Here is a 22705-nt window from a genome sequence, read left to right as displayed (position 1 = left end):
CCTTTTCTATAATAAACGTTGCTGACGATGATCCGCTCAACATGACTCATTCGCCGCCGCTATACGCCTTTTTTGTTGCCCCATACCCAGGTATGAAGCTGCGGCAGAACATGCACGCTCCGCCATTCATCGTCCGCCATCGCAAGCCCGATCAGCCATTCATACCGCTCTACGAGATACGGCAGCATCAAGCGAGGTTCTGTCTCCGTCAAATTGCCGTTGCCGGCCTGGAGATAGAACGGCACATCCGCATACCGCTTGTGCACTGACTTCGCGTACACCAGATCCATTTCATCGAATACAACGACCTTTAGGCAAAAGTCTCTCTCCTCCTCCAGCAGCCTCGCCACGATGTCGTCCAGAACCGCCCAATCCGTCGACATGCCGGAGCTTGGCGGCTTGGGCGACAGCGTCAGATCGTCAATATCGGCGAACCAAGGCTGCCACCGGCTGCCCTGCGTCTCCAGCGCGGCTTGGATGCCCCGCTCATGCAAGTCTCCGATCAATTCTCCAAGCTGCGGAAGCAGCGCGGGATTGCCGCCGGATATCGTCACATGGTCGAAGGAAGAACCCCCGACCCGCTCCAGCTCCTCGATCACCTCGCTCGCGGACAGCAGCCGAATCCCATCTTTGCCGGTGCCGTCCCATGTGAACGCGGAGTCGCACCAGGCGCACTGGTAGTCGCAGCCTGCTGTGCGGACGAACATCGTTTTGCGGCCGATGACCATGCCCTCTCCCTGTACCGTTGGCCCGAACACTTCCATGACCGGAATGCGTCTTGGACTACTCATGGGAAGCCGCCTTTCGCTTCGGACGGTAGATGCAATAGCTCGTAGGCGTCTCTCTCAAATAAACCTGGAGGCACGCCGGCTTGTTCGGCATGTCGTCGAGATAGCACTGCACCAGCTCCCAGATCGTCCGGGCGACCACCTCCGTCGTCGGGAAGCGGTCCGGATTCGCGGCGTCGAAGCTTTCCGCATCGTCATTCAGCAGCGTATGATCGAATCGTCCGTGAATCAGCCCCTTGATTGTGGCGAAATTCACGAGAAAGCCGGATTCATCCAGCTCGTCTCCGGCAACGGTCACATTGGCGTAATACGTATGGCCATGAATCCGCTGGCACTTGCCCGCCGCTTCGGACGGCACAAAGTGGGCAGCGTCAAATTGAAAATCCTTATTCAGTTCATAGTTATAATCATGAGGCACAGACGGGTACATTTGCTGGAGCATCATATTCCCGCACCCCCAGGACCGCGCGATGCCACATATTCCTCTAATCCCCTTCGGCGGAGCTGGCAAGCCGGACACTCACCGCACCCGTCGGCTTTGATGCCGTTGTAGCAGGTGAGCGTGCGCTCCCTAACAAAGTCGAACGCCCCCAGCTCGTCGGCGAGCGCCCACGTCTCCGCTTTATTCAGCCACATCAGCGGCGTATCGATAACAAAGTTATAATCCATGGACAAGTTAAGCGTCACGTTAAGCGACTTGATGAATACGTCACGGCAATCGGGATAGCCGCTGAAGTCTGTCTCGCATACGCCGGTGACGATATGCCTCGCGCCAATGCCCTTGGCCAGCACCGCCGCGAACGACAGGAACAGCAAATTCCGTCCGTCGACGAAGGTCGTCGGCAGCTCCCCGTCCTTCTGCTCAATATCGATTTCATCCCGGGTCAGCGCATTGGGCGCAAGCTGGTTCAGCAAGGACATATCCAGCACATGATGCTTGATCCCAAGCTCCCCCGCGATCTCTGCCGCACAATCGAGCTCCAGCTTATGGCGCTGCCCGTAGTTAAAGGTGACCGCCTCTACTTCGGCGAACCTCTCCAATGCCCAGAACAGGCAGGTCGTACTGTCTTGCCCGCCGCTGAATACCACAACGGCCTTTTCATTCTTCAACATATTGTCTCCTCCCAAATTAGAGAAGGCGGAACTCCTCACCGGCCCCGACCGGAACCGGCGCATAGAAATAAGAAACGGCGCCTCGGGTCCCTAAGCAGGAACGCGAATGCGCCGAACACAAAAACGACGATGCCCAAACAGGGCTACCGCTTTTCGTTTTAGTTTTTTATAGAGGGAGTTCGCGAACCTCTCCCGGCGCCACCCAAGCCTGCTGGCCTCGCTGCTGAGCCGGATTTTCTCTTCAATTGTTCACTCGTACTATAGCATAGTCGCGGGGGGATGCAAATAGCAATTATTTCACGCCAGCGCCGCAAGCGTGCGGACGGCATGCTCGATCAGCTCCGGAATATCCTCCATCTGCTCCTCGCCGATCCGTCGGCTGAAGCGGAGCTCTACCCGGTTGCGGTAACGTTCGCTATTCTCGCCGAATACCCGGCTGAGCGTCTGGACGGGGACCTTCTCCGGCATCCAAATATCGGCGATACACCGTTCAATCTCCCGGCAGCGCGTCTCGAGGCCATCCGCCTCCACCTCGGTATGAAACAGGATAACGAGGCTGCAAGCCGCCTTTTCCCCCTGCAGCCCCAGTATCTCTGCCGACAGGTCGCGCAGCGACGTATCCAGCACCAGCTCGGCCGTCACGCCGTCTCCGCTCCCCGCAAGCCGGAAGGACACCGAGAACTCACGAGACATGACCGCCATGTCGAGTACATCCTTGCGGCCTGTAATATCAATGATCCGATCCAGGTTATCCAGATCGTACAATTCATTCTCGAAAGCGACCTTCAAATTATCGAATATGGTCGGGTCAAACATGCTGTATTCACCTCTTTATTTCATCCTGATTTAAGAAAATAGGGTCCCTTAATCAGGGACTTCCTTCTATTGTACCATGCCTCGCAAAATTACAGGCGTTCCAAGTTTGCGTTGGGCTTCCCTTTTTCCGTATACTTGTATATAGCAGATTGCTAGATCTCCTAATTCAATAGAGGTGACAGAGTGGACGATTTGAAGCAAGCTTACAAGGCAATGGGACTTAAGGAGCATGCATCCAAAGAAGAAGTGGAAAAACGCTATTCGACGCTAGTCAGGCGGGAGAAGACGCGGTCCAAGTCGGGAGACCCGGCCGGAGACGAGGAGTTTCGGCAGGTGACGGCCGCATACCGGCTCATCCTGGCCCGTGAGGACGAGAAGTACACGCAAGAGTTCAATGAAAAAGAATACGGCAAATACAAAAACATGGCGGGCAAAGCGCAAAAGCTGGATCACTTCTGGCGGTATTATAAGATTCATACGCTAGGCGCCATCGCACTGATCGGGGTTATTATCTATGGCATTATGAGCTATATCGATCATAAGGAGCATGAAAGATATTTGGCCAGCCTGCCGCCAATGGACCTGCAAGTGACATTTATGGGCACCTTCATGGAAGAAAGCGGACAAGAAAAGGATCTTGTCATGAACGCATTAATGAAGCCGTTTCCAGAGTGGAAGAGATTGGAATACTCCACGATCTTTGTACCGCAGGACGAAATGAATCGGTATGCGTATTTGCAGAAGGCGCTCGTAACGCTTATGTCCGAGATTCCCGATCTATATTTGATGGACAAATATATGTTCGAGTGGCTTGGGCCGCAGGGGGCGCTCTTGCCGCTTGACGACCGTCCTGAGCTGGCCGCTTACGCGGACGGGGCGGCTGCCCTTGAACTGAAGACGGAGGATGACCCGGAAGGCTCTGTCTATGGCCTGGATTTGAGCAAGTCGGACTTGTTCAAGGATTTGCCAATGATGAAGATCGAGCTGATCGCCGGCGTTCGCGCCAACGCGGAGCGTCCTGACAACGCCGTGAAGTTTATTGAACATTATGCGAAGACCATTCCCTCGCCGTAAGGGATACAACAAAGGGCAAGTCCATGACAGCAGCTGTGCTGCAATGTGGACTTGCCCTTCTTCTATTCGTCAGTCCATTCCATCCAAAGGACTACAGGCATCTCAGCGTGACTTCAATATCCTGATTGTAATTGCCGAAGTCTTTGCCGAACAGCGTTACGCCTCCGCAATTTTTCGCCGAAGCGCTGCAGGCGATCCGGAACAAAATCTCCTTGTCATAGGACAGGGACAGCCCGTCGATCGTCACATCAGACACCTTCACGCCATCGATGAACGAGCCTTGGCGTGTCACGCGGATCGTCTTCATTAGGCCGTAATGGATGTTTTTGTACCACCAAGCCGGCGTATAGACCCCTCTCGCACCTCCAAAGTCCCCAGGATATGTCCAAGTACCCACTTCCGTCCCGTTCACTGAAAATACGATGTCAGAGGGCAGATGGTTGACCGTGCAAGGCGTCTCCGAGCAAATCTCCAGCGAAATTTCCAGCGAATCCGGCTGTTCATTGCTGACCATATAATTAGGAATGCGATACTCCACGTACCCCGATCCGAACCAGATAACCCGTGCATGCACATGCTCCGGGTCAGCGAAATACCGGGGATCGTCGCACATGCCGATCATCCTGTCGGCGGCGGCAAGTCCGCAAGTCGGCTTGACCTCGTAGGAAGCATAGGTGCCGACCGGCAAGGAGACGAAGTATCGGTTTTTGTCCTCCGGCTTGGGCGCGCCCTTGAACAACAAGGTTGCCTGGCTAAGCTGCAAATAACATAGCTTCTGCATTCCCCGCTTGCCAGCTATGCTTTCGCTTCGGACGATGCCCGCCTCCTCCAGCATATGTATATGCCTGGTCACGATCGGAGACTTTATGTCTAGCGCTTCCGACAAGCTCTTGATGTTCATGGGCCTCTCGCCCAGCAGCTCGATCATTCGGACGCGTGTAGGAGAGGAGAAGCATTCCAAAAATCCCATGTTGCGGCTGCTCACTTCAATATCCATCCTGCAAAACCCTTTCCCTGTCATTACTCCATTTGCAGCTTCATTATATAACTTAAAAGTTAATCTAACAATAGAAGCCGTACAACTTGACAGCCCACACTCTATTCAATAAAATGAATCCCGAAAGGCCGTATTTTTCAGTTTAGTTAACCTAAAAGTTAATATTTAAAAGGAGGCGCGCTATGAATCCATTTCAATTTTACAACCCTACCCGCATCGTATTCGGTGAAGGGGCAGCCGATCAAATCGGAGAGCTGACCTCATCCTATGGACAGAAAGCCCTTCTCGTATACGGCGGAGGCAGCATCAAGAGCACTGGCTTGTACGAGCGCGCAGTCAAGCAATTAAAGGATGCCGGCGTTGCGATCTTCGAGCTTGCGGGCGTGGAGCCGAACCCGCGGCTGACTACGGTGAAGAAAGGCATACATATTTGCCGGGAGCACGGGATCGATATCATTCTGGCGATTGGCGGCGGCAGCGTCATCGACGCATCCAAGGCCATTGCGGCGGGGGCGCTGTATGACGGCGATGTATGGGATTTCTTCACGCACAAAGCTTCGATCCAGCAAGCGCTTCCCATTGGCACGGTCCTGACCCTTGCGGCTACCGGCTCGGAGATGAATGGCAATACCGTCATTTCCAACTGGGAAGAGAAGCTGAAGCGCGGAAGCGGCAGCCCTCATCTGTATCCGAAGTTTTCGATCCTTGATCCGACGCTGACCTACACTGTGCCTCGCAATCATACCGTGTACGGCTCGGTTGATATTATGTCGCATGTATTCGAGCAGTACTTCAGCAAAACAACCAATACGCCGCTGCAAGAAAGATTCTGCGAATCCATCCTGCAGACGGTGATCGAGAATGTAGAGCAGGCCACCGCCAATCCGGCGGACGCTGCCGCAAGAGCCAACCTCATGTGGTGCGGGACTATGGCGCTGAACGGCGGACAGATCAGCCTTGGCATGGCCAATGACTGGGCCTCACACGGCATCGAGCATGAAGTGAGCGCCATCTACGATATTCCCCATGGCGCCGGCCTTGCCATCATCTTCCCGAACTGGATGCGTTATGTGTACCAGGAGCGGATCGACCGATTCGTTCAGTATGCGGTCCGCGTATGGGGCGTTGACCCTGCCGGCAAATCGGACGACGAGATCGCCCTAGCAGGCATCCAAGCTACTCGTGATTTCTTCACACGCATCGGCGCGGAATCCAAGCTCACGGACTTCGGCATCGGTGAGGATCAGCTCGATCGAATGGCTGAGGAAGCGGTTCGTTACGGCGATATCGGCTCGTTCAAGCGTCTCGGCAGGAACGATGTACGTGAAATTTTGCGTATGTCCCTATAATGAATCCCTATTAACGAGAGGAGCACTCCATCATGACAAAAGCGTTGACAGAAAGCTATACCTTAAGCAATGGCGTTGACATGCCGAAGTTCGGCCTCGGCGTATGGAAAGTAGCGGATGACGTAGCCGCATCTACCGTACAAGCGGCAATTGAAGCGGGTTACCGCAGCATCGATACCGCGGCAGCCTACCAGAACGAAGTCGGCACAGGCGCCGGCGTTCGCGCCAGCGGCGTAGCGCGCGATCAATTGTTCGTCACGACCAAGATCTGGAATGCCGAGCAGGGCTATGATACGACGCTCGCAGCGTTCCAAGCCAGCCTGGACAAGCTGGAGATGGACTATGTCGATCTCATTCTTATTCACTGGCCGGTGAAGGGCAAATACAAGGATACTTGGAGAGCGCTTGAGAAAATATACAGTGAAGGCAAAGCTCGTGCTATCGGCGTGAGCAACTTCCAGATCCATCATCTGAAGGACCTTATTGAATCGAGCGAAGTCGTTCCAATGGTCAACCAAGTGGAATACCACCCGCTGCTGACGCAAGTCGACCTCCATGCGTTCTGCCAGGAGCATAACATCCGTCTTACGGCGTGGAGCCCGCTCATGCAAGGCAACCTGGATCTGCCGCTGCTCGCCGAAATCGGGGCAAAATACGGCAAGTCCCCTGCACAGGTTGTATTGCGCTGGGATCTCCAGCAAGGTGTCGTGACGATTCCGAAAACGACAACGCCTTCCCGCCTGGTCGAGAACGCAGACATCTTCGACTTCGCATTGACCAAAGAGGAAGTCGCGCAAATCTCGGCGCTGAACAACAACCAGCGCTTTGGTCCGGACCCTGACAATTTCAATTTCTAATAATCTTCGTTACCAAGCGGCGCCGAAGCATGATGCTTCGGCGCTGTTGCTGTATTCCCACAGGAATGCCGGAAGGACTACCGTCTGATTCCGGGTCCAAATTTCCGGCTTTGCGCAAGCATAGATGAATATAGTAACCTAGTAGGAATAGATATCATATAGAAGAAGATTTTATCCTCTTATTCTATTGCCGGATGAGCCGTTCAGGGAAGAAGCAGAAATCAGAAGGAATCACGCCTGCTTATGTACCAAATAGTGCTAAAGTCCCCACCCATTCCGCAAGTCATGCCTTTTCATCATCAATGAAACGATTATCCTGTAAATAATTCACAGAACGTCCTTGTTGTTCAAAGGAAAAGTGCAAACGTTTGTCGAATGTTTGCTAGAGCAATTCGCGAAGGAGGAGCGCTGGTGGATATAAAGTCAAAAGCCCGTATCTCGGGCCTGTTGGAATCCCCCGAATGGACAAAAGAAATGGAGGCCTATCGTACGATATTGGAGCGGGAGACCCATCAGCCCCTGCCGAACGAAATGTTCCTCGATTATGCCAAGCAGCTCTCCGATAAGGAGAAGCTGGCGATGGCGCTAACATTGGAATTCCCCTTTGCCAGGCGCGAACTTCGCAAGTGGCCGGATATGCTGTTCGTGAAGCTGCTTCGGACCTATGTGCAGCAAGCTCCCGGCAATATCGCCCTGAAGCGCCGGCTGATGTTGACTGTGCTTCAGAAGCTGCCTTACAAACAGGATGAAGATTGGCCCCCGCTTACCGCCCTGCTCGACGAGCAAGAGAAGCGGCTGGAGACCGAGGGATTTTGGTCCCACTACTGGACACTCTATTTCCACCCCGGCAAATCGGAGGAGCATGATCTCTGGCTTTTGGAAATGAAAAAGCTGGAGGAGCGCTGGCTGCAGACGGGTGATGCCGATCTGTTGGGGGAGCTGCCGACGGAAGCGGAAGCTCCCGAAGAGGAGCATACGGACCATGCAAAGCTGGATAAGAAAATCAAAATACTCGGTGATTTATATAAAAAAGAAAGCTCGACGCGGCAGAGACTGGAGCATGACCTCGTCCAGAAGAACAAGCTGATCAGGATGAAGTCGAAGGAAATGGAGCTGTTGGAGGAGGAAATCGAGCGCTTGAGAGATGAAGCGGAGCAAGCTGCCGACATGATTAGCCAGCAGCAGAGCACCCAGACGGAGCGAGATCGCCACTGGAAGCGAGAGCAGACGGATTGGCTGGAGGAACGCCACCATTTCATGGAGCAGATTCGCGCGCTGAACCAGCAGAATAAGCGTCTGGAGCGCACCATCGAGGATCAAAAGAAGGATCTCGATTATCAGGAGAAGGACAAGGCGAATTTGAAGCAGGCCATATCCGATGTGCGGAACCAGCTGACCAGCCCGGAATCCATCGCAAAGCTGCTGTCTCACAGCATCGAGATGGAGCTTGCCTCGGTCGCACAGTCCGTACCGGCGTCGCGCAATGACGATTCGCGCCATACCGCCCTCGCCTCCCGCAACCGCATGCGCAAGGCGCTGGATTTGCTGGATGCGCTAGACCAGTATCTCATGCTGAATACACTTCCGATTGAAGAAGTTCAGCCCCTTCGGAATAAACAGACTGTCGAGCCAATCGTCTGCGAGGAGCTGGAACCAGAGGTGCAAGCGGAGGATTCCCATCCGCTGTTGCATGTGCAGCCTTCGCCGAACTCGTTGTACGGCACCTTCTTCCGCCGCGATCATGGCGGGTTTATTCGACTGGAAAGCGGCGAATCGTTCAACATTACGGAATCGCTTGTCCAGCAGCATGAGCTCCAGCACGAGGCCGAGATGCTGTGTACGCCGGTCAAGCAGGATGGCAAGTCGCTGTATTACGATTTGCAGCTGCTTTTTCAAGGAGACGATGCGTTCTCCCCCATCCATCAATTTGACGGCTATATCGAGACGGGCGAAGGCCATCTCTGGTTCTGCGTCGATATGAACGATCCGTCCAACCGCTATCAAATTCATTACAAAGATATCGAAATTCAGAAGCCTGCGCATGGCGATCCCTGCTCCTTCAACGTTGCAGAGGGCAGCCATATCGCGCGTTTGACCAAGCTTTACCGCCTGCAGGGCGAAGTCCTGACAGCCGACGCAGGCAAAACAAAGCCTGTGCACCCGGCACAGGCTGAGCAATCCGCATCGAAGAAAAACAAAGAAAAAAGAAAATTGCTTATGTCCAAGGAGCAGCCGACGCCTTTCCTGCAAGACTGCCTCATTACCATCGTCGGAGGCGTCCGCAAGTGGTTCGAGCATGTCGTTCACGAAAGCGGCGCCGAGCTGGCGCATGATACCGGCGACCATCCGGAGCGTGTCGCGGCAGAATTGCGCCGCTCGCAAGCGCTATTCCTGCTCATCACCTCCACATCGCATCGGGCGACGTGGGACGGTATCGACATTGCGAAGATGTATGGCATTCCCCACTTTGTCATACAGGGCTCCAAGTCCAATCTGCGGTCCTTGCTATGGGACCATCGCGAGATGATCAGCAAAGCCAACCGCTAGGCATGTAGCCGCTTCCAAGAGGCTACATGCCTAGCGGAAGCCATTTCAGAAACTGCTGAATATGCTCGTCCCAATAGGCCCAACTATGTCCGCCCGGCCCATCCTTGTAAGTCAGCTGGTAATCGGTCTTCTCGCATGCATCGCGGAAGGCCTTGTTGCCGTTGTATAAGAAATCCTCGGTGCCGCAGCATTGGTATAGAAGCGGATTTGGCCCATTCTGTCCAGAAGCAGACCGCCCCAGCAGCGCAAGCAAGTCATCATCCGTCCCCTGAACCTCCTTGTCACCGAAGATCAGCTTGAAGATGCGGTCAAAGTCCCCAACTTCCCTCACATGCGCCGCAATATCAAGCGCTCCGGAGAAGCTTCCCGCCGCAGCAAACCGGTCAGGATGGCGCAGCGCCCACTTGAATGCGCCGTAGCCGCCCATCGACAGACCCGCCACAAAGTTATCTTCCCTTGCTTCAGAGAGCGGAAAGAAGGAGCGCGCCACAGCCGGCAGTTCTTCCGTCAAGAATGTCCAGTAAGCCTCCCCATATTCCATATCCGTATAAAAGCTGCGATGCACATTAGGCATCACAACCGCTAGTCCATGCTCAGCCACATACCGTTCGATCGAAGTCCGTCTGACCCAGATGGAATCATCATCTGATAAGCCATGCAACAGAAACAATGTCTTGTGCTTCCCGGCAGCAGCGGTATTGTCCATTCCGATCTGCGACCTTGTAGCCTGGGGCAGAATAACAGTCATAGACGTGCTCATGCCTAGCGTTTCCGAATAAAATCGACAAGTAAGAAGAGCCATTTGTATCCCCCTCGAAAGTGTTATCAATGGAGCTAATCGTAATGTAGCATAAGATTAATAAATTTTCATGTTTTTCTCATAAACGCTCATAATCGCAGAATGACGCTGGATTATCATTCTCATACAGGAAAATAGGCCCTGTTTCACTATGCTATAGTGTGGATACATCACGAAACAAGAAGGGATTAACTGAACAACATGAGAAACAGCAATCTGCTTAAAACCATCGTAAAAATCGGAACATGCGGAGCCATCGCCTGGTCTGCTCTCACCTTTGGAACAGCTGGCGACAAAGCTCATGCAGCTACACCGACTTCGACCGAACTCATCGCATCGAGCAAGGAATTCATAGGTACCCCTTACAAATTCGGGGCAAAAGCCGGAAGCACCGCTTCCTTCGACTGCTCCTCCTTTACGCAATACATATTCAAGTCCTTTAAAGTGTGGCTGCCGCGCACATCCGCCGCACAAGCAAGCATGGGCACCAAAGTAGACAAAGCCTCCCTGAGCATGGGCGACCTTATCTTCTACAAGACAAACGGCAAATCCATCAGCCATGTCGCCATCTATGCGGGCAACAACAAAATCATTCATAGCTCCAGCAGCCAAGGTGTGACGATCACCAGCATGAACTCCAGCTACTGGAAAGGCAAATATGTAACAGCAAGACGCGTGCTTTAATAGACCCATCACCTAAAAAAGCCTTCATCCCGCTAGCGCCAGCGGGATGAAGGCTCTTTCTATAATTACACTAATGACGAATTATCACTGTCGATTACAGGCTGATGCGCAGCCAGCTGTCGCTTCTTCCCTCGACGTAGCGGCTGTACTTATGCTTGCCCGCGATCCCTTCCAGTCCCAGCTTCCCGGCAGCTTCGTATACGGCAAAGCCGTCCCGCTCCCAATGCCTCATTTTGACATAATAATGATTGTCCTCAAGCAGCGATTCCAGCAGATTCCTGCGGCTTATAAGCGGCAAGTTGCGCAGATCGACGCCATTGTACATGAGGATATCAAATACGAAATAAATAACCGGCAGCGTCTTACGGGCTTCCCTGATCCGGGGAATGCCCTTCATGCGAAATCTCTCTTGCAGCCGGGCAAAATCTGTGCGCCCTGTCTCCGGGTCCAGACAGGCGACTTCTCCGTCCAGCACGACGTCCGCAGGCCTGTTGAGCGGCACATTATGTAGCTCCGGATATTGAGCTGTTGTATCGTTGCCGTGCCGGGTCAACAGCGTTACTTTTCCTGCCGTCATATGAAGCTGCAGCCGCTGGCCGTCAACGATTGGCTCGAACCAGTAATGGCGATCCTCAAACGGCTCCATTTTCTCCGTCATCAACATCGGTTGTATGAACATAGCCTCTTCCTCCCGTATTCCCCATCTTATCATGAATCTATACGTGAATTCGTCGGTAAATACAGGTGGGATTAGCGAATAATCCTTTTTTGGATGCGCATAATAGCTTCAGAGCGAATGCTAGCAAAGAAGCTTAGTCTTCGCCACACGATTGAAGGAGGCTGAATTAAGATGGCAAACCAAAGCAGCAGCAACAACCTGGTCGTTCCCCAAGCGCGTGCCGCGCTGGAGCAAATGAAATATGAAGTAGCGCAAGAGCTGGGTATCCAGCTTCCGCAAGACGGCTACTATGGCAATATGACGACCCGCGACATGGGCTCCATCGGCGGTTACATCACACGACGTCTCGTGCAAATTGCCGAGCAACAGCTCGCAGGCCGCCGCTAGACCGGCAGCTCGATGCAATCGGCACGAACCGCTCACTGGCGGACATATCCGGCAGAGCGTCTACATATAAGACCAGTATCCGATCAACCGTATACTTGCTTATAGTTGCCTGGATCAGAGAGCGCCGCTGCGCTCTCTTTTTTCATTTCTCCTTTCCTTTGTGTGCAAAAATCGGTAAAATGGGATAGAGTTGTCCTTGCTACATACGAACCTTGTTATTTTATAAGAGAAAGGAATATCCCAATATGATCATTCAACCGAAAACGCGCGGCTTTATTTGCACAACAGCGCATCCGCAAGGCTGTGCTGCCCAAGTTCAGCGTCAAATCGATTACGTAAAGGGTAAACCAACTATTCAAGGCCCACGCAACGTTCTAGTCGTGGGCGCATCCACTGGCTATGGACTGGCTTCCCGTATCGTTGCAGCATTCGGCTCCGGCGCGAACACCGTTGGCGTATACTTTGACAAAGCGGCGGAAGGCGCGCGCACCGCTAGCGCAGGTTGGTACAATTCCGCAGCTTTCGAGGAAGCCGCAAGCGAGCAAGGAACGAAATCATACAGCATCGTAGGCGACGCATTCTCCGACGAGATTAAAGCCAAAACCATCGACCTGATCCGCACAGAGCTAGGCCAGATCGATCTGGTTGTGTACAGCGTTGCATCTCCGCGCCGCACGCATCCCAAGACAGGAGAAGTATTCTCCTCCGTCATCAAGCCGCTAGGCGAGACGTATACGAACAAAACCGTCAACTTCCACAGCGGCGAAGTGTCACAGGCGACGATTGAGCCGGCTACAGAAGATGAGCTTCGCCAGACGATTGCCGTTATGGGCGGCGAGGACTGGCAGATGTGGATCGACGAGCTTCAGGCTGCTGGCGTGCTGGCAGAAGACGCTACAACGGTCGCATATTCCTATATCGGACCTGAAATAACGCATGCCGTCTATCGCGAAGGAACCATTGGCGCAGCGAAAAACGACCTGGAAGCAACAGCACACAACCTGAACAAGCAGCTTGGCGAATCCGGCGGACGCGCATTCGTATCCGTGAACAAAGCGCTTGTCACGCAGTCCAGCTCCGCGATCCCTGTCGTGCCGTTGTACATCTCCGCATTGTACAAAGTCATGAAAGAAAAGGGACTGCATGAAGGCTGTATCGAGCAAATGTACCGTCTATTCTCCGAGCGGTTGTACGGCGAAGGCAAGACGCTTGTCGACGATAAAGGGCTAATCCGTGTTGACGACTGGGAGATGCGCCCGGAAATTCAACAGGAAGTGGCTAGACTATGGACCGATCTGACTACTGAGAATGTATATGATCTGTCTGATCTTAAAGGTTACCGCCGCGAATTCTTCCAGTTGTTCGGCTTCGAGACGGACGGCATCAACTACGAAGCGGACGCCAATCCTGATGTAGCCATTAAGAACTTGAAATAAGACACATAGACAGCGAAGGCGCTGAGAGCGGAACCTTGTGGTCCGCGCTCAGCGCTTTGATATGACTGATTAATTGGAGGACAGAACGTTGAAAAACATCAAAATTTTCTCAGGTTCATCGAACCCTGAGCTTGCACGCAAAGTATGCGAACAACTAGACCTGCCACTTGGCAAATCCGCCATCTCCCGGCTGCAAAGCGGAGAGATTCATGTATCCTATGAAGAGTCGCTGCGCAACCATCATGTATTCCTGATTCAATCGCTTTCGCATCCGGTCAACGAGAATCTCGTTGAACTGCTTGTTATGATTGACGCAGCCAAACGCGCGTCGGCGAAATCAATCAATATCGTGATGCCGTACTACGGCTATGCGCGTCAGGAACGGAAATCCGCTCCGCGTGAACCAATCTCGGCCAAAATGGTTGCCGATGTACTGACAACCGTTGGCGCTGACCGCATCATTACCGTAGATTTGCATGCCGATCCGATCCAAGGCTTCTTCAAGATTACGGTCGACCATCTGACCGCTCTGGATATGATCATCGATTACTTGCGTGAGAAATCGATCAAAAATCCCGTTGTCGTCTCCCCGGATGCCGGACGCGCGACAACAGCTGAGAAGCTGGCGGGCTTGCTCGATTGCCCATTTGCGATCATGATCAAAAACCGACCTGCGCACAACCAATCCGAAATTACCCATATTATCGGTGAAGTTGAAGGCATGACGCCGATCATTATCGAGGATTTGATCGATACCGGCAGCACGATCGTCAACGTTGTCGAGGCGCTCAAAAAACGCGGCGCCGAAGACGCGTTCATCTGCGCAACGCATGGCCTGTTCTCCGAAAATGCGGTCGATAAGCTCAGTCACCCGAACATTCAGGAAGTCGTCATTACCGATACGATCGCGCTGGAGCGAGAGCGTCCGGACAACTTTATCATCCTGCCGATGGCTCCATTGCTCGGCACCGCCATTCGAATCATTACAGAGGGCGGCTCCATCGCCACACTGTTCAAGTCCGAATAACCCAAAGAACCTTCGCGCCGAACGAAAGTGGCGGTACGAAGGTTCTTTTTATGAGCTGCGCCCAACTTCCCTCCTAATTTGACTGAAGATGCTTTTTCGCAAATGCGACTTCCCGGCGCAGTCCTTCCGCTAGCCCGATCTTCGGTGAATAGCCAAGCAGCCGCTCTGCTTTCGATATATCCGCCCATGTATGCAGTGGCTCCCCGACAAGCCCGCCCGCATGAATGATCTGCGTCGGCTTGCCTGTCATCCACTCCAGCATCTCGATAATTTCATTGATAGATGCCCGCTCTTTGCCCCCGATATTAATCGTCTCGCCGATCACACCGCCTGCTTCCGCAACGGCGGCAGTCGCTTCTGCACAATCACCCACATACGTGAAATCACGCGTTTGCGTCCCGTCTCCGTATAAAGTGATCGGCTGGTTGTTCAAGATCTGACGGATAAAGCGATGAAAGGCCATATCAGACCGCTGGCGAGGCCCATATACCGTAAAATAACGCAAAATTACAACCGGAACGCCTTCATTTCGCCAGTAAACCCGGCATAGGTGCTCGCCTGTCAGCTTGGATACACCGTAAGGAGATAGCGGCGAAGGCATGGCATCTTCGGATACCTTGCCCGTTACCTCCCCATAGACCGAAGAGGTAGAGATATAGACAAACTTTTTCAGCGGCTTTCCTTTGCAAGCTTCCAGCAGCCGCTGCGTCACATTAATATTGTTCGTCACATAATGACCGAAATCCGCTCCCCAGCTATTGCGCACGCCAGGTATCCCTGCCAGATGGTAGACAATGTCCACATCTTTCAATACTTCATCCCAATCGATATCAAGAAGATTTTCCCCTCGGAAGGTAAACCTCGAATGATCTATAATCTCATCCAAATTCCGGCTCCCAATCACCTTCAGCTCATCGCGCAGCAATGCATCAATGCCGATAACCTCATGCTCTTCCCGCTCCAGCAGCTTCTCGCATAAATGAGACCCGACGAAGCCCGCCGCACCCGTAACTACAATTTTCATAGCCGTCCAACCCCCACATAGCGAAGTCCGGCTTCTTCAACTGCTTTTCTGTTTAGTACATTGCGCCCATCCAGCACCACAGATCCCCTCATTCGCTTCGCGACTTGCTCCCAGTCCGCTCGAATGAATTCCTCCCAGCCAGTAGCAATAATAACCGCATCAGCGCCTTCAACCGCCGCCAAAGCGCTCTCCTTCCACTCGACGCCGGTTATAGGCGGTGCAGCAAGCGGATCATAGGCTGTCAGCACGCAGTCCTTCTTCGCCAAACCTTCCATCAAAGCTACCGCCCGAGAGTAACGCAAATCATCTGTGTTTTCTTTAAAAGTCGCGCCCCATACTGCAATATGCTTTGTCCCGTCTAATCCGCCTAGAATCTTCTCAAGCTTGCGTATATACACGTCCAGCTGCGTGTCATTCACTTCCGCGACAGCCTGCAGCAGCTTAAGCGGTTCGTTTTGGGAAGCTGCTGCCGCCATCAGCGCTTGCACATCCTTGGGCAGGCATGAGCCGCCGTAGCCAATGCCTGCCTGCAGGAACTTTTCCCCGATTCGGCTATCCTTGCCGATACCCTTTGCAACGTCCATAATATCCGCGCCAAATGCGTCGCACACTCGTGCCAGCTCATTAATAAAGGACAATTTTGTGGCCAGAAATGCATTGGAGCCGTACTTAATCAACTCGGCTTCCGTTCTGCCTGTAATGATCGTCTTTGCTTCAATTCCGCTATATAGCGACTGAACAATTCCCGCTGCCGCTTCATTTTGCGTTCCGATTACAATCCGATCGGGATGGAACGTATCGTAGATAGCCGTCCCCTCGCGCAAAAACTCCGGATTCGAGACCACTTCAAATTGCTCTCTAGATACGCCTTTTTCGATCAGGAATGACTCCGCCCACTCTCCCGTTCCAGGTGGAACTGTGCTTTTCATAATAATAATTTTAGGATCGCTGAGCGCGCCTGCAATATCGTTCAACACGCTTCTGACGAAGACGAGATCGGCTGAGCCATCCGTCGCGGATGGCGTCCCTACTGCAATCATAATGACTTCATTACGCCTCACCGTTTCCTCCACATCATCGCGGAAGAACAACCGATTGCCGGCTCGGTGACGATCCACCAATTCCTCCAGCCCTGGCTCGTAAATCGGAATGATGCCGTTATTCAGTCGTTCAACCTTCTCTTTGTCGCGATCCACGCAATAGACCACATGCCCAAGCTCCGCCAACACGGCTGCCGTCGTCAGCCCGACATAACCGGCGCCGATAATTCCAATGTTCATGAAGCTGCATCCTCTCTTCGCAACCTTAACTGTACAGTATCATGTGCATCAGAGAGTTCAAGTGAAACGGCGTTTAACAGGGCTGATTTACAAAACTTTTGGAAACATGCTTAAGAACAAGCTGCATCCATGTCCATAAATGAATATATACAACGCTAAAACAAGCTGCATCGGGGATCATAAAAACACAGCATTACCATGACAAAACTTCATCCAGAATGAGGCATTCCCTATTCATACATACGGTTTCAATGAAGCTTCAATGGTCTATACGATTGTATATACTACGCAAGCAAAGCCATATACATATTCTATACAGCAAACATGCCGTAGAGTGTATGCCGTTTGACCTTCACCCTCTCCAGCACGTACAATAAGGGGTATTCCTGCAAAATGAGGTGTGTTACAAATGCAAAAATCAGCTTACAAATGGTTTGTTCTTATGTTACTTCCAGCCTTGCTGCTAGCTGGCTGCGGTTCATCCAACCAGGGTTCGAACAGCATAGATCCTGCTCCGGAGCAGACAAACTCAAGCCCGCCTATCCATACAGAAAGCCCAAAACCTGATCCTTCTAACGAGACGTCAGCAACACCAACTCCTGATCCGCAACTGGATATGATTCAGGAGCAGATGAAGAACATGAGCTTGGATGAAAAAATCGGACAGCTCGTCATCGTCGGCTTAGATGGAACCGAAATGAACGGCTTCACCCAAAAGATGATCCAGGACTATAAAGTCGGCGGATTCATCTTATTCAAAGACAACATCAAAAACGCACAGCAGACGCTTGCGCTTTTGAACGATCTGAAACAAACCAATACCAGCAACGACATTCCTTTATGGTTAAGCGTAGATCAGGAAGGCGGCAGAGTGAGCCGTATGTCCTCCGAATTCGTAAAAATCCCGGCAGCGGGCCATGTAGCGGCAGCCAACAACTTGCCGTATACGAACGGAATCGGAAAGGCGCTGGGCACCGAGCTAAAGGCGCTGGGCTTCAATCTAGATTTTGCTCCTGTCCTGGACATTAACAGCAACCCTAAAAACCCAGTCATCGGCGACCGCTCCTACGGCTCGACACCAGACAAAGTAACAGCACATGGCCTGGAAGCACTGGACGGCATCACATCGGAAGGCGTAGCTGCGGTCGTCAAGCATTTTCCGGGACATGGCGATACATCCGTAGACTCGCATTATGATTTGCCTCTCGTTCATAAGTCGCTCGAGGAGCTGGAGAAATTCGAGCTCATTCCTTTCAAAGAGGCCATTGAACAGGAGGTTGACGCCATCATGGTCGCGCATCTGCTCATGATGGATCTGGACACTAAACACCCTGCTTCGATATCCGAGGCTGTAATCAACGACTTGCTGCGTGAGAAGCTGGGATATGAGGGCGTCGTGATAACGGATGATATGACAATGGGCGGCTTGCTGAACGGCAACAAAATCGGGGACGCATCCGTAACCGCCGTCCAGGCGGGTGCAGACATCGTGCTCGTAAGCCATGAAGAGAAGCTGCGAATCGAAGCTTTGGATGCCCTTAGACAAGCTGTTCACTCCGGTGAGATAAGTAAGGAACGGCTGGACGAAAGCGTCTATCGTGTGCTTAGCCTGAAGCAAAAGTACAAGCTCTCCGACGAGTCAACTCCTGATATAGACGTCTCCGCTGTCAACGAAGTCATCAATAACGCACTACAAGCCCGGCCATAATGGCCCGGGCTTTTTTATTTCCTTTTCCTATCAATCGCAACAAACTATATTTCAAGTTCCATCTAAACGAAATTCAAACCAAAGACCGACCTCTCAACAAAATAAAGATCTCTCCAAGACCCTTCACTTTCCCAAACCTGCTCACTATCCCATCAACTCAGGGCAAAAACATAATTTAGAGAGTAACATTGTAAGACTTATAAGGGCTACGGGTTAACGGTTATGGATTATCGGTTATGGGTTATCAGTTATGGGTTATCAGTTATGGGTTATCAGTTATGGGTTATCAGTTATGGGTTATCGGTTATGGGTTATTGATTCGCGCGATGGATTACACGTTATGGGTAACGTGTTTTTGGTTATCGATTCACGGGATTGGATTCGTAATATGAGTCATGCACTACGTCTTAACCGTTAAGGAGCTCGTATGATGGGATTCGCGTGATAGGTTACACGTGATAGGTTATACGTTATAGGCTACGTACGTGTTATGGGTTATTGATTCACGTGATGCGTGATGGGTCATACACTACGTGTTAAGCGTTAAGGGGCTCGTATGATGGGATTCGCGTTAAAAGTTATGCGCGATAGGGCTCGCATGATGGGATTCGTTGATGGGCTACGTGTTATGGGTTATTGATTCACGGGATGAGGTACGCGTTATGAGACATACATTACGGGTTACGCATTAAGGGGCTCGCATGATGGGTTACGCATTTTTGGTTCGTGAGATGGGGTTCACGTTATGAGTTACACGTGATGGGTACGTGTTATAGGGTTCGCGTGATGAGTAATACGATACGGGTTACGCATTATGGGGGTACACGGCAAAGTCAAGCAGATTTTGATACATACTCAAATAACTCATAGGTTTGAAAGCTAATGCGTCTACATTGCAGTACAATCAATGCTTCATTTGCAGTGATAGGCTTGCAGTGTGTTCAAATGCGCATGTAATAGCACCAGTGGAGGCGTTCAGCCTTAAGCAATATTCGTCCATGTACTGCTGGGCATACTTATCCCCGATTCCGTGAAACTTGTCCTTCATCCAACTAAACGCATTACTGGCGATCACAGATAACGGGTGGCACGTGCGCTTGCCAGAGTTGACTAAATCTCCTGCAGTATTTCGTTTTTGAAACTGCTGAAACCTTGGATTCATATCCACGCTGCTATGCCCGCCTAGGTTCAATCGTATCAATATTTCGGCTTGTTCGGAATGCTCGAGGACTTCCCTAGCCTGCTTGCGCCTGCTCAATAATTGAAATGCAAAAAAACTGCTACTGCAATTATTCTCGTCTCGTTTTACCGACTTAATGATTGCGACAGACCTCTCCTTCTGTAACCTGTCATCGGATAAAAGAGCCTGCTGATTAAAAATCTCATGTTTAACTTCTATATATTCGCCCCATATTTGCTGCGACTCCATGGACAATACGGAACGAATTTTATTCAACATGCGCCAAGCCGTCTTATAGGTAATGTCCAGAAGCGCAGATAATTGCACGGCATTAACGCTATGCTCGAACTTTCCAACTAAATACATAACAAACAACCACTTCCGTATAGAAGTGCGACTTTTATGTAAAATGGTATGGGAGGTTAGCGACTGCTGATATTTGCACTTCGTGCATTCATAAAGAGGCAGACTTCTCGTAACGATCTTATATGCAGAGCGATGTCCACAACAATAGCACTTAAAGCCTGATGGCCACTTCAAACGTTCAAGAAGAGGAAGCAAATCCTCATCCCTCCGATATTGTGCATTAAACTCTTGCCAAGCTAATAATATTCCCACATCCCTCACCCCCCCCAAAAAAAGAGAACATATGTTCTGTTTTTAGTATAACAAAATACCCAACCTTTTACAAGAGTTGGATAGATGGTTTTATCTTATATACCTGTTCCTGAGCAGATGGGAGAGTGAGCCCTTTTCCAAAAAAGAACACCCTCAGAAAGGGGGTACTGAATGATTTCTGTATACGTACATGTTATCGGGCAAAAAGTATACTGTCCTTCTGCAAGCATCCAGACTTCACACTTAGTCTGCGAATGTCCGCTCGAACCTTGTAATATCGCTGTTTTTGCCGATGATAACTAACATGTCGCCTTCAAATATACGATCGTCCGCGTGCGGAGATACAACCAAGTCATTGTCTTTTCTGCGTATGGCCATGACGCTGCAGCCGAATTTGGCTCTGAAGTCCAATGTTTTTAATGTTTTGCCGCAGAAGATTGGCGGGGCAATCATTTCGACGAGACTATGTTGGGGGGATAACTCCAAGTATTCAATCATGTTTTTGGAGGTGACCTGATGGGCTACCCGTACTCCTGTATCGCGCTCCGGGTGAACGATATGGTCCGCACCGACGCCTTCAAGCACCCGCTGATGATAATCGCTTGTTGCCTTGGCTGTTACGAATTTGACGCCAATATCCTTCAGAATCAATGTAGTTAATATACTGGACTGAAGGTTTTCGCCTATGGCTACAATCGCATGATCCAGATTGCGCACACCGAGCTCCCGCATGACCTGATCATCAGTCGAATCGGCTTGATAGACATGGGACAAGATAGGCGCGTATTCCTGTACTCTCTTCTCATCCTTGTCGATTCCCATAACTTCGTAGCCAAGCGATAGCAATGTTCGCGTCACACTTCCCCCGAATCTCCCTAACCCAATGACTACAAATTGTTTTCCCATCTGACGAGCCTCTCTTCTACTATTCATTGTTGATTGGACACAGCAAAGACCACAGAGAAACAAGCTCTCTGTGGTCATGACGAACACAAGCGCGCGCACTTATCTCCCGAACAACGCTTACGAGGTTAGCTGACGGATTCGGAAGTCGAGAGCTCCCTACCATAACATGGATTCACCCCTGCGACCCATTACGATCGCTTTGGTTCCCCCGCTGGTCTTAACGGACCATTGAGCGTTACGCATATTCATTTATGAGCCTAATGCTACTCCTTTCCGAATGTTTTGTAAAAGCGCATTCCAGACATGTTTCGGCGGAAAAAGCTTAAAAATCCCGATAGAAGCGCTTACATGCATTGCGCTATCAGCCGATCGCGAATTATATGCGTTTATTGATGCTTTTCTCAACTAGACCATCTCCTCCTGCGCTAGTTGGAAATAAGGGGAGGAATCTATTCCGGTTCTGCTGACAACGTCATTTTCAGTTTAAACTGCTTTGGCGTACAGCCGTTGAAGCGTTTGAACAATTCATAAAAATGCGCCATATTCTCCAGTCCTACGGAATGTGCGATGTCCGTTATTTTTCGATCGGTAAGGGCAAGCAGGCGCGTAGCCTTAGCAATACGTCGCCGATTGACATACTCGGTAAACGGCAGTCCCATATGCGTTTTGAAATACTTAGAAAAATAGACATAGCTCATTCCGGCTAAAGCGCTCAGTTCAGACATATGTATCTTTTCGCCCAGTCGCTCATCTATAAAGGCAATGACAGGCTTCAGTACGTGAGCGTCCAGCTTTCCGCCCGGTGATAATATGTCGTTTGCGTCATGCCTTAGCATGGCAAGCATCAGCGCTTTGATATGCATGCTGACCGCTACCTCGTAGCCATGACGTCTGGCCATGACTTCCTCATGAATGCTGAAGATCGCACGGCCCACCTCCTCCCTTGCATTTGGGTTGGACGCGAACAGATCATTCAGTCCGTCAAGCGGCTGAAGCACCTCCATGAAACAGCTTAAATAGTTAATCGTCGCCGGATCGAAGTACGGCTCCAGATCGACGTGAAGTACAATATATTCTACTTCGTGCCCTGCATGACCTACTGCTCGATGAAGCTGATTGGAGCCAATCACCATCACATCGCCCTGCTCCAGGCGATAGGTTCGGTCTAAGGTATGCATCTCATGAATTCCGTCTAATACGAGAATAAACTCTACTTCCTTATGATAGTGCCAGCTAGGCAGCTCTGCGCCAGCGAAGCCTTCAAGAAAAAATGTCCATACTTTCAGGCATAGCTGCTGATTCTGGTAATGTATAGGCTCTTTTATAATATCCAAGGCTATCTCTCTCCCGAATGTTAAAATGTTGAAAATGGATATAAAACCATTAAATTATTGCATATACGGCTGCAGCTACTCCCTTGTATGATTAAGACAAAG

21 protein-coding genes, 1 pseudogene and 2 riboswitches are annotated in these 22705 nt (G+C 51.2%); of the genes and pseudogenes, 9 read left to right on the top strand and 13 right to left on the bottom strand.

Annotated elements, in window-relative coordinates; all coding sequences use genetic code 11:
- Positions 1-59: 59 nt before the first annotated feature.
- The 4 genes from queE to ACFVSO_RS18195 form a co-directional block, all read right to left on the bottom strand.
- Positions 60-791 (bottom strand): 7-carboxy-7-deazaguanine synthase QueE, encoded by a 732-nt coding sequence (queE, locus tag ACFVSO_RS18210; RefSeq protein ID WP_387476104.1) that lies wholly within the window; start codon positions 789-791, stop codon positions 60-62.
- Positions 784-1230 carry a 6-carboxytetrahydropterin synthase QueD gene (gene queD, locus ACFVSO_RS18205; RefSeq protein ID WP_387476242.1) on the bottom strand — a complete coding sequence of 149 codons (447 nt, stop codon included), beginning with the start codon at positions 1228-1230 and terminating at the stop codon, positions 784-786. Before queD ends, queE begins: the two co-directional genes overlap by 8 nt.
- A complete protein-coding gene (gene queC, locus ACFVSO_RS18200) occupies positions 1230-1898 on the bottom strand; it encodes a 7-cyano-7-deazaguanine synthase QueC (RefSeq protein WP_387476240.1) in 669 nt (222 codons plus the stop codon). The genes queD and queC overlap by 1 nt, the downstream gene beginning before the upstream one ends.
- 155 nt (positions 1899-2053) lie before the next feature.
- A riboswitch (PreQ1 riboswitch) is annotated at positions 2054-2097 on the bottom strand.
- A gap of 101 nt (positions 2098-2198) precedes the next feature.
- On the bottom strand, positions 2199-2717 hold the full coding sequence (locus ACFVSO_RS18195) for a hypothetical protein (RefSeq protein ID WP_387476102.1): 519 nt from the start codon (positions 2715-2717) through the stop codon (positions 2199-2201).
- Between the two features lie 183 nt (positions 2718-2900).
- Here ACFVSO_RS18195 and ACFVSO_RS18190 point away from each other — a divergent pair, with 183 nt between their 5' ends.
- Complete coding sequence (locus ACFVSO_RS18190; RefSeq protein ID WP_387476100.1) at positions 2901-3791, top strand: J domain-containing protein; 891 nt, start codon at positions 2901-2903, stop codon at positions 3789-3791.
- Between the two features lie 91 nt (positions 3792-3882).
- On the opposite strand, the gene ACFVSO_RS18185 is transcribed toward ACFVSO_RS18190, so the two are convergent.
- Complete coding sequence (locus ACFVSO_RS18185; protein WP_387476098.1) at positions 3883-4788, bottom strand: ArsR/SmtB family transcription factor; 906 nt, start codon at positions 4786-4788, stop codon at positions 3883-3885.
- A 182-nt stretch (positions 4789-4970) separates the two neighbouring features.
- On the opposite strand from ACFVSO_RS18185, the gene ACFVSO_RS18180 reads away from it, so the two are divergent.
- From ACFVSO_RS18180 to ACFVSO_RS18170, 3 genes are all read left to right on the top strand, one after another.
- On the top strand, positions 4971-6137 hold the full coding sequence (locus tag ACFVSO_RS18180) for an iron-containing alcohol dehydrogenase (RefSeq protein ID WP_387476096.1): 1167 nt from the start codon (positions 4971-4973) through the stop codon (positions 6135-6137).
- Between the two features lie 32 nt (positions 6138-6169).
- Positions 6170-6994 (top strand): aldo/keto reductase, encoded by an 825-nt coding sequence (locus ACFVSO_RS18175; protein ID WP_387476094.1) that lies wholly within the window; start codon positions 6170-6172, stop codon positions 6992-6994.
- Positions 6995-7405: 411 nt separating this feature from the next.
- Positions 7406-9541 (top strand): hypothetical protein, encoded by a 2136-nt coding sequence (locus tag ACFVSO_RS18170; RefSeq protein ID WP_387476092.1) that lies wholly within the window; start codon positions 7406-7408, stop codon positions 9539-9541.
- Positions 9542-9563: 22 nt separating this feature from the next.
- Here the strand turns inward: ACFVSO_RS18170 and ACFVSO_RS18165 are convergent, their stop codons facing one another.
- Positions 9564-10343 (bottom strand): alpha/beta hydrolase, encoded by a 780-nt coding sequence (locus ACFVSO_RS18165; protein ID WP_387476090.1) that lies wholly within the window; start codon positions 10341-10343, stop codon positions 9564-9566.
- A 198-nt stretch (positions 10344-10541) separates the two neighbouring features.
- Between ACFVSO_RS18165 and ACFVSO_RS18160 the strand changes: the two genes are divergently transcribed.
- A complete protein-coding gene (locus ACFVSO_RS18160) occupies positions 10542-11024 on the top strand; it encodes a C40 family peptidase (protein ID WP_387476088.1) in 483 nt (160 codons plus the stop codon).
- A gap of 94 nt (positions 11025-11118) precedes the next feature.
- Here the strand turns inward: ACFVSO_RS18160 and ACFVSO_RS18155 are convergent, their stop codons facing one another.
- Complete coding sequence (locus ACFVSO_RS18155) at positions 11119-11703, bottom strand: ATP-dependent DNA ligase (RefSeq protein ID WP_387476086.1); 585 nt, start codon at positions 11701-11703, stop codon at positions 11119-11121.
- Positions 11704-11874: 171 nt separating this feature from the next.
- Here ACFVSO_RS18155 and ACFVSO_RS18150 point away from each other — a divergent pair, with 171 nt between their 5' ends.
- The 3 genes from ACFVSO_RS18150 to ACFVSO_RS18140 all read left to right on the top strand — a co-directional run bounded on the left by ACFVSO_RS18150 (position 11875) and on the right by ACFVSO_RS18140 (position 14553).
- Entirely contained in the window at positions 11875-12090 is a 216-nt protein-coding gene (locus tag ACFVSO_RS18150; RefSeq protein WP_387476084.1) for an alpha/beta-type small acid-soluble spore protein, read from the top strand.
- Positions 12091-12335: 245 nt separating this feature from the next.
- A complete protein-coding gene (gene fabV, locus ACFVSO_RS18145) occupies positions 12336-13526 on the top strand; it encodes an enoyl-ACP reductase FabV (RefSeq protein WP_387476082.1) in 1191 nt (396 codons plus the stop codon).
- 88 nt (positions 13527-13614) lie between these two features.
- The gene (locus ACFVSO_RS18140; protein ID WP_387476080.1) at positions 13615-14553 is read left to right on the top strand and encodes a ribose-phosphate diphosphokinase; all 939 of its coding nucleotides are present in this window, start codon (positions 13615-13617) and stop codon (positions 14551-14553) included.
- A 73-nt stretch (positions 14554-14626) separates the two neighbouring features.
- Here the strand turns inward: ACFVSO_RS18140 and ACFVSO_RS18135 are convergent, their stop codons facing one another.
- Both ACFVSO_RS18135 and ACFVSO_RS18130 read right to left on the bottom strand, forming a co-directional pair.
- Positions 14627-15577 (bottom strand): NAD-dependent epimerase/dehydratase family protein, encoded by a 951-nt coding sequence (locus ACFVSO_RS18135; protein WP_387476078.1) that lies wholly within the window; start codon positions 15575-15577, stop codon positions 14627-14629.
- The gene (locus ACFVSO_RS18130; protein ID WP_387476076.1) at positions 15574-16857 is read right to left on the bottom strand and encodes a UDP-glucose dehydrogenase family protein; all 1284 of its coding nucleotides are present in this window, start codon (positions 16855-16857) and stop codon (positions 15574-15576) included. Before ACFVSO_RS18130 ends, ACFVSO_RS18135 begins: the two co-directional genes overlap by 4 nt.
- A gap of 409 nt (positions 16858-17266) precedes the next feature.
- Between ACFVSO_RS18130 and nagZ the strand changes: the two genes are divergently transcribed.
- A complete protein-coding gene (nagZ, locus tag ACFVSO_RS18125; RefSeq protein WP_387476074.1) occupies positions 17267-18565 on the top strand; it encodes a beta-N-acetylhexosaminidase in 1299 nt (432 codons plus the stop codon).
- Between the two features lie 904 nt (positions 18566-19469).
- Here the strand turns inward: nagZ and ACFVSO_RS18120 are convergent.
- From ACFVSO_RS18120 to ACFVSO_RS18105, 4 genes and pseudogenes are all read right to left on the bottom strand, one after another.
- Positions 19470-20111, bottom strand: coding sequence for a hypothetical protein (locus tag ACFVSO_RS18120; protein WP_387476248.1), 642 nt, complete (start codon positions 20109-20111; stop codon positions 19470-19472).
- Between the two features lie 78 nt (positions 20112-20189).
- Positions 20190-20363, bottom strand: a pseudogene (locus ACFVSO_RS18115) (transposase); the annotation flags it as partial.
- A 243-nt stretch (positions 20364-20606) separates the two neighbouring features.
- A complete protein-coding gene (locus tag ACFVSO_RS18110; RefSeq protein WP_387476072.1) occupies positions 20607-21269 on the bottom strand; it encodes a potassium channel family protein in 663 nt (220 codons plus the stop codon).
- A 99-nt stretch (positions 21270-21368) separates the two neighbouring features.
- A riboswitch (cyclic di-AMP (ydaO/yuaA leader) is annotated at positions 21369-21514 on the bottom strand.
- A gap of 204 nt (positions 21515-21718) precedes the next feature.
- Positions 21719-22603 carry a helix-turn-helix transcriptional regulator gene (locus ACFVSO_RS18105; RefSeq protein ID WP_387476070.1) on the bottom strand — a complete coding sequence of 295 codons (885 nt, stop codon included), beginning with the start codon at positions 22601-22603 and terminating at the stop codon, positions 21719-21721.
- Positions 22604-22705 lie beyond the last annotated feature (102 nt).

It is taken from the genome of Paenibacillus sp. NPDC057967, assembly GCF_042887015.1.
In the GTDB taxonomy this organism is placed as follows: domain Bacteria; phylum Bacillota; class Bacilli; order Paenibacillales; family Paenibacillaceae; genus Pristimantibacillus.
The sequence above is the reverse complement of the archived record's forward strand: the minus strand, read 5'-3'. Positions and strand labels throughout refer to the sequence as shown.

What these genes read in the sequence shown, in the direction of transcription:
- queE (WP_387476104.1), bottom strand. Translation starts at nt 791, where the DNA reads ATGAGTAGTCCAAGACGCATTCCGGTCATGGAAGTGTTCGGGCCAACG.
- queD (WP_387476242.1), bottom strand. Translation starts at nt 1,230, where the DNA reads ATGCTCCAGCAAATGTACCCGTCTGTGCCTCATGATTATAACTATGAA.
- ACFVSO_RS18195 (WP_387476102.1), bottom strand. Translation starts at nt 2,717, where the DNA reads ATGTTTGACCCGACCATATTCGATAATTTGAAGGTCGCTTTCGAGAAT.
- ACFVSO_RS18185 (WP_387476098.1), bottom strand. Translation starts at nt 4,788, where the DNA reads ATGGATATTGAAGTGAGCAGCCGCAACATGGGATTTTTGGAATGCTTC.
- ACFVSO_RS18180 (WP_387476096.1), top strand. Translation starts at nt 4,971, where the DNA reads ATGAATCCATTTCAATTTTACAACCCTACCCGCATCGTATTCGGTGAA.
- ACFVSO_RS18175 (WP_387476094.1), top strand. Translation starts at nt 6,170, where the DNA reads ATGACAAAAGCGTTGACAGAAAGCTATACCTTAAGCAATGGCGTTGAC.
- ACFVSO_RS18165 (WP_387476090.1), bottom strand. Translation starts at nt 10,343, where the DNA reads ATGGCTCTTCTTACTTGTCGATTTTATTCGGAAACGCTAGGCATGAGC.
- ACFVSO_RS18160 (WP_387476088.1), top strand. Translation starts at nt 10,542, where the DNA reads ATGAGAAACAGCAATCTGCTTAAAACCATCGTAAAAATCGGAACATGC.
- ACFVSO_RS18155 (WP_387476086.1), bottom strand. Translation starts at nt 11,703, where the DNA reads ATGTTCATACAACCGATGTTGATGACGGAGAAAATGGAGCCGTTTGAG.
- ACFVSO_RS18150 (WP_387476084.1), top strand. Translation starts at nt 11,875, where the DNA reads ATGGCAAACCAAAGCAGCAGCAACAACCTGGTCGTTCCCCAAGCGCGT.
- fabV (WP_387476082.1), top strand. Translation starts at nt 12,336, where the DNA reads ATGATCATTCAACCGAAAACGCGCGGCTTTATTTGCACAACAGCGCAT.
- ACFVSO_RS18135 (WP_387476078.1), bottom strand. Translation starts at nt 15,577, where the DNA reads ATGAAAATTGTAGTTACGGGTGCGGCGGGCTTCGTCGGGTCTCATTTA.
- ACFVSO_RS18130 (WP_387476076.1), bottom strand. Translation starts at nt 16,857, where the DNA reads ATGAACATTGGAATTATCGGCGCCGGTTATGTCGGGCTGACGACGGCA.
- nagZ (WP_387476074.1), top strand. Translation starts at nt 17,267, where the DNA reads ATGCAAAAATCAGCTTACAAATGGTTTGTTCTTATGTTACTTCCAGCC.
- ACFVSO_RS18120 (WP_387476248.1), bottom strand. Translation starts at nt 20,111, where the DNA reads ATGTATTTAGTTGGAAAGTTCGAGCATAGCGTTAATGCCGTGCAATTA.
- ACFVSO_RS18110 (WP_387476072.1), bottom strand. Translation starts at nt 21,269, where the DNA reads ATGGGAAAACAATTTGTAGTCATTGGGTTAGGGAGATTCGGGGGAAGT.